The 13,387-nt window shown below is 62.8% G+C and carries 12 protein-coding genes; 1 reads left to right on the forward strand and 11 read right to left on the reverse strand.

Translation table 11 applies throughout. The features are described 5' to 3' along the window. Window positions 1-9: 9 nt before the first annotated feature. The 11 genes from U5A08_RS26755 to U5A08_RS26805 form a co-directional block, all read right to left on the reverse strand. Window positions 10-603, reverse strand: coding sequence for an aminodeoxychorismate/anthranilate synthase component II (locus U5A08_RS26755; protein ID WP_253399604.1), 594 nt, complete (start codon window positions 601-603; stop codon window positions 10-12). Between the two features lie 20 nt (window positions 604-623). Beyond that, window positions 624-2,105 carry an anthranilate synthase component I gene (gene trpE, locus U5A08_RS26760; RefSeq protein ID WP_247401718.1) on the reverse strand — a complete coding sequence of 494 codons (1,482 nt, stop codon included), beginning with the start codon at window positions 2,103-2,105 and terminating at the stop codon, window positions 624-626. A 70-nt stretch (window positions 2,106-2,175) separates the two neighbouring features. After that, entirely contained in the window at window positions 2,176-2,994 is an 819-nt protein-coding gene (locus U5A08_RS26765; RefSeq protein ID WP_321849190.1) for a phosphoglycolate phosphatase, read from the reverse strand. Then, entirely contained in the window at window positions 2,991-3,665 is a 675-nt protein-coding gene (gene rpe, locus U5A08_RS26770) for a ribulose-phosphate 3-epimerase (RefSeq protein ID WP_321849191.1), read from the reverse strand. Before rpe ends, U5A08_RS26765 begins: the two co-directional genes overlap by 4 nt. A gap of 84 nt (window positions 3,666-3,749) precedes the next feature. Continuing rightward, a complete protein-coding gene (locus tag U5A08_RS26775; RefSeq protein ID WP_321849194.1) occupies window positions 3,750-4,898 on the reverse strand; it encodes an iron-containing alcohol dehydrogenase in 1,149 nt (382 codons plus the stop codon). A 122-nt stretch (window positions 4,899-5,020) separates the two neighbouring features. Continuing rightward, the gene (locus U5A08_RS26780; protein ID WP_253399620.1) at window positions 5,021-5,845 is read right to left on the reverse strand and encodes an ABC transporter permease; all 825 of its coding nucleotides are present in this window, start codon (window positions 5,843-5,845) and stop codon (window positions 5,021-5,023) included. A gap of 12 nt (window positions 5,846-5,857) precedes the next feature. Further along, window positions 5,858-7,105 (reverse strand): ABC transporter permease, encoded by a 1,248-nt coding sequence (locus U5A08_RS26785; protein WP_247401713.1) that lies wholly within the window; start codon window positions 7,103-7,105, stop codon window positions 5,858-5,860. A gap of 149 nt (window positions 7,106-7,254) precedes the next feature. Beyond that, the gene (locus tag U5A08_RS26790; RefSeq protein ID WP_253399628.1) at window positions 7,255-8,295 is read right to left on the reverse strand and encodes an ABC transporter substrate-binding protein; all 1,041 of its coding nucleotides are present in this window, start codon (window positions 8,293-8,295) and stop codon (window positions 7,255-7,257) included. A 44-nt stretch (window positions 8,296-8,339) separates the two neighbouring features. Next, window positions 8,340-9,452 carry an ABC transporter ATP-binding protein gene (locus U5A08_RS26795; protein WP_253399630.1) on the reverse strand — a complete coding sequence of 371 codons (1,113 nt, stop codon included), beginning with the start codon at window positions 9,450-9,452 and terminating at the stop codon, window positions 8,340-8,342. A gap of 225 nt (window positions 9,453-9,677) precedes the next feature. Continuing rightward, on the reverse strand, window positions 9,678-10,307 hold the full coding sequence (locus U5A08_RS26800) for a response regulator (protein ID WP_017847801.1): 630 nt from the start codon (window positions 10,305-10,307) through the stop codon (window positions 9,678-9,680). Between the two features lie 18 nt (window positions 10,308-10,325). Then, window positions 10,326-12,320 carry a sensor histidine kinase gene (locus tag U5A08_RS26805; RefSeq protein ID WP_321849196.1) on the reverse strand — a complete coding sequence of 665 codons (1,995 nt, stop codon included), beginning with the start codon at window positions 12,318-12,320 and terminating at the stop codon, window positions 10,326-10,328. 77 nt (window positions 12,321-12,397) lie between these two features. On the opposite strand from U5A08_RS26805, the gene U5A08_RS26810 reads away from it, so the two are divergent. Beyond that, window positions 12,398-13,372 (forward strand): alpha/beta hydrolase family protein, encoded by a 975-nt coding sequence (locus U5A08_RS26810; RefSeq protein ID WP_321849197.1) that lies wholly within the window; start codon window positions 12,398-12,400, stop codon window positions 13,370-13,372. Window positions 13,373-13,387 lie beyond the last annotated feature (15 nt).

Genomic DNA, 13,387 nt, shown 5'->3' on the forward strand with positions numbered 1-13,387 from the left:
GAAAAGTCCTTAGCGCGTGCCGCCGCTCTGCTTGAGAAAGTTGGCGAACAGCTCGTAGCCCTGCTCGGTCAGGATCGACTCGGGGTGAAACTGTACCCCTTCGATATTCAGTGTCTTGTGGCGCAGGCCCATGATCTCGTCGACCGAGCCGTCTTCCAGTTGGGTCCAGGCGGTCAGCTCCAGGCAGTCGGGCAGGGTTTCGCGCTTGACCACCAGCGAGTGGTAGCGCGTCACGGTGACCGGCAGCTTGAGGCCTTCGAACACGCCAAGGTTGTTATGGAACACCGGGCTGGTCTTGCCATGCATCACTTGGCGCGCCCGCACCACCTCACCGCCAAACGCCTGGCCGATGGACTGGTGGCCCAGGCACACACCGAGGATCGGCAGCTTGCCGGCGAAATACTTGATGGCTTCAAGGGACACGCCCGCTTCGGTCGGCGTACACGGGCCAGGCGAAACCACGATGCGCTCCGGGTTCAGCGCGGCGATTTCGGCGACGGTCAGTTCGTCGTTGCGCACCACCTTGACCTCGGCACCGAGTTCGCCCAGGTACTGCACAACGTTGTAGGTAAAGGAATCGTAGTTATCAATCATCAGCAACATGGGGGAAACCTCAAGAATTCTTAGCCCTGGGGGGTCTGTTCAGCCAACGCCACTGCACGGAACATGGCGCGGCGCTTGTTCAGGGTTTCTTCCCATTCGAGGGCCGGCACCGAGTCGGCGACGATCCCGCCACCGGCCTGCACATGCAGCTCCCCGTCCTTGATCACCGCCGTGCGAATCGCAATGGCGGTGTCCATGTTGCCGTTCCAGGCGAAATAGCCCACGGCGCCGCCGTAAACACCGCGCTTGACCGGCTCCAACTCGTCGATGATCTCCATCGCCCGAATCTTCGGCGCGCCCGACAAGGTGCCCGCTGGCAGAATCGCCCGCAGCGCGTCCATCGCGGTCAGGCCGGCCTTCAACTCGCCGGTGACGTTGGAGACGATGTGCATCACGTTGGAATAGCGCTCGATGACCATCTTCTCCGTCAACTTCACCGAGCCGATTTCCGAGACGCGCCCGGTGTCATTGCGGCCCAGGTCGATCAGCATGAGGTGCTCGGCGATTTCCTTGTCATCGCTGAGCAGGTCTTCTTCCAGCGCCAGGTCCGCTTCCTCGGTCGCGCCACGCGGGCGAGTGCCGGCAATCGGGCGCACGGTGATCAGGTTGTCTTCGACGCGCACCAGCACTTCCGGCGAACTGCCGACGACGTGGAAGTCGCCGAAGTTGAAGAAGTACATGTACGGCGTCGGATTGAAGCAACGCAGCGCGCGGTACAGGTCGATCGGCGCGGCCTTGAAGTCGATGGACATGCGTTGCGACGGCACCACCTGCATGCAGTCGCCAGCCAGGATGTATTCCTTGATGGTATCGACCGCCCGCTCGTAGTCATCCTGGGTAAAGCTGGAGCGGAACACCGGGTCGGCCGCCGGCGGACGGCGCAGGTCCAGACCGCGACGCGGGGTGATCGGCTGGCGCAGTTTTTCCAGCAGGGCTTCGAGGCTGGCCAGGCCTTGCTCGAAAGCGTCGGCCTGGGATGGGTCGGCGAGCACGATCGCGTGCATCTTGCCGGCAAGGTTGTCGAACACCACCACGGCGTCGGAGACCATCAGCAGAATGTCCGGAACGCCCAGTGGATCGGGGTTCGGGCATTTGCCCAGGCGTTTTTCCACATAACGCACGCAGTCGTAGCCGAAATACCCGACCAGGCCGCCATTGAAACGCGGCAGCCCAGGGATGGTCGGCACGTTGTAGCGCGCCTTGAAGGTTTCGACGAAGGCCAGCGGGTCTTCGACGTCATGGCTTTCGATCTCGACGCCGTCATGGGTGATGCTGACGTGATGGTCGTACACCCGCATGACCGTGCGGCATGGCAGGCCGATGATCGAGTAACGGCCCCACTTCTCGCCGCCCTGTACCGATTCGAGCAAGTACGAGTTGGGCTCGTCGGCCAGCTTCAGGTAGATCGACAGCGGCGTATCGAAGTCGGCCAGGGTTTCGCAGGCCAGGGGGATACGGTTATAGCCGGCAGCGGCCAAACGCAGGAATTCTTCGCGGATCATGAGGTGCCTCGTGGCATGAGGGTCTAACGGTCAGGTATGCAAACGTGCCGCAACGCGCGGCGAGGATCAGTCAGGCGCGCCAACGCCAGCGGGCCAGGGCCTTGATGACTTTCATCCAGAGTTTGCGAGTGACTACCACGATGGCACTTCCAGAGGGGGACGGATCGGTGTCCGGCAACGTTATCTCAGCGCCAGCTCCCAAGCAACCGGGGATTAGCCGGCGCAGGTCATCAATCACCAGCGAGGGCGACTCTTCGGCGATCGGCCGACCGTGGTTATAGCCGTAACTCAAGGCGACGCACTGCACGCCCGCCGCTTTGGCCGCGAGCACATCACTGCGCGAATCCCCGACAAACAGCGACTCGGACGCCGGGATATTGGCCATTTTCATCACAAAGAACAGCGCCGCCGGGTCGGGCTTCTTCTGCGGCAACGTATCGCCACCGATGATCCAGCGGAAGTAACGGCCGATTTTCAGCTGGTCCAACAGCGGCGCGACGAAGCGCTCCGGCTTGTTGGTGATCAGGGCCATTTCCACGCCCTGCTTGCTCAGCCATTTGAGGGTGTCGCGCACACCGGGGTACACCACGGTCAGTTCGTGGTGGTCTTCATAGGCCGCATTGAACAACTCCAGGGCGTGTTCGGCCTCGACATCATCGACACCCTCGGCGTCAATGTGGTTCGCCAGCGCGCGGCGTACCAGTACCTGCGCGCCATTGCCGACCCATTCACGCACCGACTCGATGCCGACCGGCTTGCGCCCCAGTTTGAGCAGCATCTCGTCCACCGCCGCCGCCAGGTCCGGCACCGAATCGATCAACGTACCGTCCAGATCGAACATCACCAGCCGTGGCAGTTTGCCGGGGAACAGCCGCTCAAAGCCACTCATGGACGCGCCAGCGCCAGTTCTGCGCGCATCTTGGCGATGACTTCGTGGTAGTCCGGCGCATTGAAGATCGCCGAGCCGGCCACAAAGGTGTCGGCACCGGCAGCAGCGATTTCGCGGATGTTGTTGACGTTGACCCCACCGTCGATTTCCAGGCGGATGTCACGCCCCGAAGCATCGATCAGCGCGCGGGCTTCGCGCAGCTTGTCGAGGGTGCCGGGGATGAACTTCTGCCCGCCGAAACCTGGGTTGACGCTCATCAGCAACACCATGTCGACCTTGTCCATCACGTACTTGAGCACGTCCAGCGGGGTGGCCGGGTTGAACACCAGGCCCGCCTTGCAGCCGCCTTCGCGGATCAGTTGCAGGGTACGGTCGACGTGCAGCGAGGCTTCCGGGTGGAAGGTGATGTACGTCGCGCCGGCCTCAATGAAGTCACCGACGATGCGGTCCACCGGGCTGACCATCAGGTGCGCGTCGATCGGCGCGGTGACGCCGTACTTGCGCAACGCCGCGCAAACCATCGGGCCGATAGTCAGGTTCGGGACGTAGTGGTTGTCCATGACGTCGAAGTGGACGAAGTCGGCACCGGCGGCCAACACCTTGTCCACTTCCTCACCGAGGCGGGCGAAGTCGGCGGAGAGAATCGATGGAGCGATAACGAAGGGCTGCATGACGCACCTTTTTTGAGCTAAATCACGATGGCGCGCATTGTATACCTCATGCTTTGCCCTGCGCACCGTGACCTAACTCAACGGCTAGTACGCTGCCCGATAGATTTTCTCGATATCGGCGGCGCTGAGCCGGCGCGGATTGTTGCGCATCAGGCGCTCGATACCCGCCGCTTCCGTGGCCATGCCCGCGAGGGCGTCTTCGGGGATGCCGAAACTGCGCAGGCCCGAAGGGATCTCCACGTCGGCACACAGCCGCGTCATCGCCTCGACCGCCTGGTCGGCGGCAGCGTTGACGCTCAGGCCAGCGATATTCACGCCCATGGCCTGGGCAATGTCCTGCATGCGTTCGACACACGCCAGCTTGTTCCAGTGCATGACATACGGCAGCAACAGCGCATTGCTCACGCCATGGGCGATATTGAAGCGCCCGCCCAGCGGGTAGGCCAACGCATGCACCGCCCCGACCCCGGCGTTACCGAACGCCATCCCGGCCATCAGGCTGGCGGTGGCCATGTGGTCGCGGGCCTGCAAGTTGGCCGGGTTGGCGTAAGCCTTGGGCAACGCCTTGGTAATCAGCTTGATCGCGCCGATGGCCAAGGCATCGGTAATCGGTGAGGCATTCAGCGACAGGTAGGACTCGATGGCATGCACCAGCGCATCCACGCCACTGGCGGCGGTGACGCTGCGTGGGCAGGTCAGGGTCATCTGCGGGCTGATGAGTGCGACGTCCGGCAGCAGGAAGTCGCTGACGATGCCCTTTTTCAGTTGTGCGACCTTGTCGGAGAGGATCGCGACGTTGGTCACTTCCGAGCCGGTGCCGGCCGTCGTGGGAATGGCGATCAACGGCGGGCCCTTGCGCGGTACCTGGTCGACACCGAACAGGTCCGCCAGCGCGCCGTGATAACCGGCATAGGCCGCCACGCTTTTGGCGATATCGATCGCACTGCCGCCGCCCAGGCCGATCAGGCCGTCGTGCCCGCCTTCGCGGTAGGCGCGCATGCAATCTTCGACAATGGCGATTTCCGGGTCGGGCAGCACCCGGTCAAAGATCTCGTAGGCGCGCCCGCCCAAATGCGCCAGCGCCAGCGCCACCGTGCCGGACTTGACCAGCGCGGCGTCGGTGACGATCAGCGGGTTGTCGATATCCAGCCGCGTCAGCTCGGTGGCCAGTTGTTCGATGGCACCGGCGCCAGTCAGCAGTTTGTGGGCGATCTTGAATGAGCAAGTACTCATGTGCGCGGCCTCTTGTTGATTGTGGGCTGGCACAAGAGTAGCTGAAGGAGATCGGTTGTATTCCATTCAACAGCTGAATGGTCACAGTACCCATGTGGGAGGGAGCAAGCTCCCTCCCACATTTAGACCTGGGCGGTGCGCAGTTTTTCGCTACGGCCGCGCAGCCATTCCAGGGTCAGCAGCAGCAACACCGAAAAGGCAATCAGCAAGGTCGCCGCTGCCGCAATCGTCGGGCTGAGGTTTTCGCGGATACCGCTGAACATCTGGCGCGGCAGGGTCGCTTGCTCGGGGCCGGCGAGGAACAGCGTCACCACCACTTCGTCGAACGACGTGGCAAACGCGAACAACGCTCCGGAAATCACCCCCGGCGCGATCAGCGGCAAGGTCACCCGGCGAAACGCGGTCAACGGCGATGCCCCCAGGCTGGCCGCCGCCCGCACCAGGTTATGGTTAAACCCCTGCAAGGTCGCGGACACCGTGATGATCACAAACGGCACGCCCAACACGGCGTGGACCACGATCAGCGAGAAGAAACTGTTACCCAGCCCCAGCGGCGCGAAGAACAGGTAACTGGCCACGCCGATGATCACCACCGGCACCACCATCGGCGAAATCACCAGGGCCATCACCAGCGCCTTGCCGGGGAAATGCCCACGGGTCAGGCCGATCGCCGCCAACGTGCCGAACACCATGGCCAGCACGGTGGCCGCCGGAGCGACGATGACGCTGTTCTTGAGCGCACGCATCCATTCGGCCGAGGCGAAGAAGTCGTGGTACCAGTGCAGCGAGAAGCCTTGCAGCGGGTACACCAGGAAACTGCCGCTGTTGAACGACAGCGGGATGATCACCAGCACGGGCAGAATCAGGAACAGCAGGATCAAGCCGCAGAGGATCCGCAAGCTGTAGAACCACACCCGCTCCACGGGCGACATATAAGGGCTCAGCATCGCAAGGTCTCCTTAGCTCAGGCGCAGGCGGCTGGCGCCCACCAGCCGGTTGTAGATCAAGTACAGCACCACGGTGGCCAGCAGCAGCAAGCCGCCCAGCGCTGTCGCCATGCCCCAGTTGATACTGGTGTTGGTGTAGAAGGCCACGAAGTAGCTGACCATCTGGTCGTTCGGGCTGCCCAGCAAGGCCGGGGTGATGTAGTAACCAATCGCCAGGATGAACACCAGCAGGCAGCCTGCGCCCACACCGGCGTAGGTTTGCGGGAAGTACACACGCCAGAAGCTGGCGAATGGGTGACAGCCCAGGGAAATCGCGGCACGCATGTAGGTCGGCGAGATGCCTTTCATCACGCTGTAGATCGGCAAAATCATGAACGGCAGCAGGATATGCACCATGGAGATGTAGACCCCGGTGCGGTTGAACACCAGTTCCAACGGCTTATCGATCAGGCCCATGCCCATCAGCGCGCTGTTGATCAGGCCGCCGGACTGCAGCAGCACGATCCACGCCGCCACGCGCACCAGGATCGAGGTCCAGAACGGCAGCAGGACCAGAATCATCAGCAGGTTGCTTTGCCGTGCCGGCAGGTTCGCCAGCAGGTACGCCAGCGGATACGCCAACAGCAGACAGACAACGGTGATCACCAAGCCCATCCAGAAGGTGCGGGCGAAGATGTCCAGGTAGATCGCCTGGTCCGGCGTGGCCGGGGCCACTTCGCCGAGGTCGTCGATGCGGTGATCGACCGCCGCCAGCAGGTAGTACGGCGTCAGGCTGCTGGTATTGCGTCGGATCGCCTGCCAGTACGCCGGGTCGCCCCAGCGTTCATCGAGGGTTTCCAGCGCTTCTTTATAAGAGGCCGGCGCTTCGGTAAACGGCAGCGCACGGGCGGTTTTGGTCAGCAGGCTGCGATAGCCGGCCAGTTCCATGTTCAAGCGTTTGGACAGATCGCCGAGGGTCTGGTTTTTGCGCGCTTCGCCGAGGTCCTCGCTGAGCGCCTGGTACACCGGTTCGCCAGGCAAGCCGCGACCGTCCCAGGTCTTCACCGCCACCACCGTGCGCGGCAAGCCGCCCACGACTTCCGGGTTACCGACACTTTTGTATAGCAGCGCAACGATCGGCACCAGGAACACCAGCAGCAAAAACAGCACCAGTGGCGCAATCAAGGCCTGCGCCTTCCAGCGATTAAGCCGCTCGGCACGCGCCAGGCGCTGCTTGAGGGTGGGGCTGTTGACCTCGGTCGAGGGAACGGCGATGGCCATGGCTAACTCCGAAACTTGAAAATGAATGCACTCTGCCAAACGCAGCAGATCCCCTGTGGGAGGGAGCTTGCTCCCGATGGCGGAATGTCAGTCAGTACATCTATCAACTGATACACCGCTATCGGGGGCAAGCCCCCTCCCACATGGAGTTACTTGGCAGCCCAGGAATTGAAGCGCTGCTCGAGTTGCTCGCCGTTATCCGCCCAGAAGCTCACATCGATCTGCACCTGGTTGGCAATGTTCTCAGGCGTGGTCGGCATGTCTTTCAAGACGTCTTTGGCCAGCAGCGGTACGGCTTGGGTGTTGGCCGGGCCGTAAGCGATGTTTTCCGAGTAGATCTTCTGCTGCTGAGGCTGCACCGAGAAGGCGATGAACTTCTTCGCCGCTTCTGCACGATCCTTGGCCAGGCCTTTTGGAATAGCCCACGCGTCGAAGTCGTAGATGCCACCGTTCCAGACCACTTTCAGGTTGCTCTCTTTCTGTACGGCAGCGATGCGACCGTTGTAGGCCGAGCTCATCACTACGTCACCCGAGGCGAGGTACTGCGGCGGTTGCGCGCCGGCTTCCCACCACTGGATCGACGGCTTGAGTTCGTCGAGCTTCTTGAACGCACGGTCCTGGCCATCTTTGCCGGCCAGCACTTTGTACACATCCTTCGGCGCTACGCCGTCGGCCATCAACGCGAATTCGAGGGTGTACTTGGCGCCCTTGCGCAGGCCGCGTTTGCCAGGGAATTTCTTGGTGTCCCAGAAATCCGCCCAACTGGTCGGCGCGCTGCTCAGCTTGTCGGCGTTGTAGGCGAGCACGGTCGACCACACGAAGAAGCCCACGCCGCATGGCTGGATGGCGCCTTTCACGTAGTCCGCGGTGTTGCCGAACAGTTTCGGGTCCAACGGTTCGAACATGTCTTCGTCGCAGCCGCGGGACAGTTCCGGCGACTCCACTTCCACCAGGTCCCAGGACACGCTCTTGGTGTCGACCATGGCCTTGACCTTGGCCATCTCACCGTTGTACTCGCCAGCGACGATTTTGCCGTTGCCCGCACTTTCCCACGGTGCATAGAAAGCCTTGACCTGTGCTGCCTTGTTCGCGCCACCAAAGGACACGACCGTCAGGTCCGGGCCGGCCATGGCCTGGGTCGCGCCGATCAAACCGATCGCCAGAGCGGAATACTTAAGGGATCTCAACATTGTTGTTCTCTCCACGTGCAGGGTTGGTGAAGCCATGGGGGCGATTATTTCGCCTCTAGAAGTGGGTCGAGTGCGCGAACGTGCTCGACTTGCCAGCCAATCGGTACCACGTCGCCGACCGCCAGTGCCGGGTCCAGCTCGGCGATCGGTTGTTTCACAAAAAAATCGGTCATGCCGCAGACTTCCAGGCGCACGCGCACGTGGTCGCCCAGGTAAACGAATTCCGCTACTCGCCCGGAGAAGCGGTTCACGCAACGTTCGCTGGAGCCATTGAGGCTGACGCGCTCAGGCCGCACCGACAAGGTCACCGGGCCGCCGATCTGGCCGACGTTCACCGCCAGCGCCTCGACTTTCTCGCCCCGCGCCAGTTCCACCACGCAGCGGTCGCCGGTGTGGCTGTGCAGGCGACCGTTAAGGCGGTTGTTTTCGCCAATGAAGTTGGCGACGAAGGTGTTCTTCGGCTCTTCATACAAGGTGCGCGGCGCAGCGATCTGCTGGATCTCGCCCTGGTGGAACACGGCCACCCGGTCCGACATGGTCAAGGCTTCGCCCTGATCGTGGGTCACATACACCACGGTCACGCCGAGGCGTTGGTGCAGGTGCTTGATCTCCATCTGCATGTGTTCGCGCAGTTGCTTGTCGAGGGCGCCGAGGGGTTCGTCCATCAGCACCAGCTGTGGTTCGAACACCAGCGCCCGGGCCAATGCCACACGCTGTTGCTGGCCGCCGGAGAGTTGCGCCGGGTAGCGCTGGGCGAAGGCGTCGAGCTGGACCATGCTCAGCACACGTTTGACCCGCTCGCTGACATCGGTCTTGCTCAACCCCCGCACCGACAGCGGAAACGCCAGGTTCTCGGCCACGGTCATGTGCGGGAACAACGCGTAGTTCTGGAACACCATGCCGATATCGCGCTTGTGCGGCGGCACGTTGTTGATCGCGCGCCCGGCCAGCTGGATTTCGCCAGCGGTCGGCGTCTCGAAGCCGGCAAGCATCATCAGGCTGGTGGTCTTACCCGAACCCGATGGCCCTAGCAGGGTGAGGAACTCGCCCTTGCGAATCTCCAGGTTGAGGTCCTTGACGATCAGGTTCTCGCCGTCGTAGCTCTTCTGCACGCCACGAAAGCTGACCAGTACATCATTTGAATCCACCTCGCTCATACCCGCACCTTTGTGTTTTGGACTGCTGTGGCACAAGCGTAGTCCAGGGACGGGGCCCCGGAAATCGGGGGCCAGGAGAGAATCACATCAGCCGGATGGAAGGTTGGGGGTAGGGAACGCCCTACAGCGATGGCGGGGATAGGACAGCGCCACTATGAGCGCCAGGCTGCAAGCGCCAAGAACCGGCAACTGGCGCTTTGAAGGGGGTCGCAAACAGGTATGTCGTCAGAGCAGCTTGTGTTCCATGGCGTACTTCACCAGTTCGGCCAGGGAGGTGATATTGAGCTTTTGCATCAGCCGCGCCTTGTGGGTGCTGATGGTCTTGCTGCTCAATGCCAGTTGCTGGGCGATGTCGTTGACGTTGGCGCCCTGGGCCAGGCGCTCGAACACCGAGAACTCGCGCTCCGACAGCAGCGAATGCAAGGGCCGTGAATCGGTCAGGCCGACCTCGAAGACCATGCGATCGGCCAGGTCCGGGTCGATATAACGACCACCGGCCGCGACCTTGCGAATCGCCATCAAGAGCAGGGCCGGGTCGCTGTCCTTGGTGGCATAACCGGCCGCACCCACCTTCAAGGCCCGCGCGGCCATCTGCGCTTCATCGTGCATCGACAGCACCAGGATCGCCGGCGGGTTGCTCAGCGCACGAATCCGCGCAATGGCTTCCAGGCCGTTGACGCCGGGCATCGAGATATCCAGCAACACCACCTCGCAAGGCACATGCCGCAAGGTCTCCAGCAACTGCTCGCCATTGCCCGCCTCGCCCACCACCAGCAGGTCTTTGGCCAGGCCGATCAATTGCTTGATGCCTTCACGCACGATGGTGTGGTCTTCGGCTACCAGTACACGGATCACAAGGGCTTCCTCTTATCGTTATGCATCCAGCGGCACCGTCACACTCAGGGTGGTGCCCTCCCCCGGCTCGCTGTCCAGGCTCAACTGCCCGCCCATGATCAGCACACGCTCACGCATGCCGACCAGGCCAAACGACACCGGGCGGCCCTGGGCCTCGACGAAACCGACGCCGTCGTCGCTGATGGTCAGCCGCAATTGCTTGCCCTCCACCGCCAGGGTCAACTCAACAGTATGCGCCTGGGCATGGCGCATCACATTGGTCAGCGCCTCCTGCAGGATACGGAACAGGCCGATGGCCTTGGCATCGCTCAAGGCCGGCAGGTTATCCGGGACTTGTACCAGGCAGGGAATCTGCGTGCGCGCTTCGAAGCGCCGCGCCTGCCACTCGATCGCCGAGGCGATCCCCGCGTCGAGAATCGGCGGGCGCAACGCCGTGGCCACGTCGCGCACCAATTGAAACAGTTGGGCGATCAGGCGCTTCATGCTGTTCAGGCGCTCGTTCAGGCCGGGGTCCAGTTGCGCATAGGCCAGCTCGCACATCGAGGTTTCCAGCTTGAGCACGGTGAGCATTTGCCCAAGCTCGTCGTGTACTTCCCGGGCGATGCGCGCCTTTTCTTCTTCGCGCACGGTTTCCAGGTGCGCCGACAGCTCACGCAACTGCGCTTCGCTTTGCAGCAACGCGGCCACATAGCGGCGACGCTCGGTGACGTCATTGAGGTAGACCACCAGGTATTCGCCTTCGGCAAACCGCAAAAAGCTCAACGACACTTCGGCCGGCAGGATGCTGCCGTCTGCGCGCAGACAGTCGGCGGCGAAGTGCTGCGGGCCGTCTTCACTGTTACGCGCGCGTTTCCATAGGTTCAGCCAGCGGTCCATGCTCAGGCTCGGGTCGAAATCGGCCAGTGGACGCTCGATCAGCGCGCCGGGACCGTAGCCGAGCATGGTTTCCGCCGCCAGGTTGGCGTAGCGCACATGGCTGTCCCAATTGACCCAGAGGATGCCGACGGTACTTTGATCGATGGAAAACTGCGTCAGGCGCAGCGCTTCGGCTCCGGCAGCGCGCGCAGCGCTTTCTTCGCGAGCGGCGAGCAGGTTGTGTTCCAGCACACGTTGCTGGCGACGCTGCCAGAACACCACCGCGAGGCTGGCGAGCAGCAACAACCCCAGCAGCAGGCTGAGGTTTTGCCACAGGCCGGGAGACTCGGATAGACGCGGGTATTTGGGTTGCAGCCAGCGGTTGTGCAACTGGTCCAGATCGCGGGCAGGGATGGCGCGCAACGCGCTTTCCATGATGCCGGACAGTTCCGGCCAGTCGCGGCGGGTCGCCACCCGCAGCAATTGCGGCAGGCCGATATCGCCGACCACCGCCAGCCCGGAAAACTCAGCCTCGCCCGACAACCGGCTCAATTGCGCCTCATCCACCACGGCATAACGTGCCTGCTGGCTGACCAGCAACTGCAAGGCCTGACGCTCGATGGGCACGCCTTGCACGTTAAGGCCGGGATAAGTGCTGCGCAGGTAATCGGCCACGGCGCTGGGCATGCGCACGGCAACGCGGGAATGCTCGTCGAGTTTTTCCAGCTCCACCGCACCGCCGCCCTCACGCACACCGACGATGTGCTGGGGCACGCGCATATACGGGTCGGTGAACAACCACAGGCGCAAACCGGCCGGGGTTTGCTGCAGACCGGGGGCAATGTCCACCTCGCCGTCGCGCAGGGCGGCTTCCAGTTGCTCCTGAGTGGGGAAGTTGCGCCACGTCAGCTCGATGTTCAGGGCCTTGGCCAGCCATTGCATCAACTCGACATTGGCCCCGGACAACCGCTGCAGGCGCCGATCGTATTGCGCATACGGCGCCTGCAAGACCAGGCCCACCCGCAATTCCGGGTGCTGCGCCAGCCATTCGCGTTGCGGCACAGAGAGCTGCGCTTGCGCCGCGACAGGCGCAGGCGCCGCCCCCGCCATCAAGGCAAAGCACATACAGCCGATAACCAGCAGACAGCGAAAACCCATGATCCACGTCTCACATCACTGACAAATACTGACCAACCCATTAGGCTGCTGGAATCACTTCTGGCCGGGAATAAACGATGCCACCTCGAAACCGTTCGGCACTGCCAGCATTGTGCCTGTCACTCCTCTTTACCGCCGTCTTTTCTGCCCAGGCCGCCGACGCGCCTGCGCCGGCAGCCGAAAAACCGCTCGAACGCCTGCCCCTGCCGGAGCGTAGCCAGGAAGAAGCCCGCGCCCTCGAGCGCCAAATCCCACGGGAAGAACAGCAACAGTTGCAGGCCGGCAGCGATTCATTCCTGGCTCTGTGGAAACCGGCCAACAGCGCCGAAGCCGAAGGCGTGGTGATTATCGTACCTGGCGCGGGTGAAAATGCTGACTCGCCGCAAGCAATTGCACCATTGCGGCGTAAATTGCCGGATGCCGGCTGGGGCACCCTCAGTCTGTCACTGCCGGACGTGAACCTGGACACCTTGCCACCACGGGTGATCGAGGCGCCCAAGGCGGCCGTCGACACCAGCAGCAAAGACGGCAGCACCGCCGCCAAACCGATCGAGCAAGCCGCCAGCGCCGAAGCCGAAGGCACCGACCCGGCCGTGGTGCCGGGCGCGGACGAACAGGACAAGACCGATGCCAAGCGCATCTTCGAACGCATCGATGCCGCCGTCGCTTTCGCCCAGACCCAAGGCGCCCGCAGTGTCGTGCTGCTCGGCCATGGCAGCGGCGCCTGGTGGGCCGCGCGTTACCTGAGCGAGAAACAACCGAGCCAGGTGCAGAAGCTGGTGATGGTGGCGGGCAAGGCCCCCGTGGGTCGCCAACCGGACCTGCAACAACTCGCCCCGGGCTTGAAAGTGCCCACGGCGGATGTCTTCTATCAGGACGCCGCCCAGGACCGAAACACCGCACGGGAACGCGCCCAGGCCGCCAAACGCTTGAAGAATGACGGCTACAAGCAGGTGTCACTCAAGACCGTGCCCGGTAACAGTGCGGCCGAGCATGAGCAGCTGTATCGACGGGTTCGCGGGTGGTTGAGCCCCGAGCCCAAAGACAGCTGATCGCCCGCTCCAAAA

The organism is Pseudomonas paraveronii, from assembly GCF_963681955.1.
Lineage (GTDB): Bacteria > Pseudomonadota > Gammaproteobacteria > Pseudomonadales > Pseudomonadaceae > Aquipseudomonas > Aquipseudomonas paraveronii.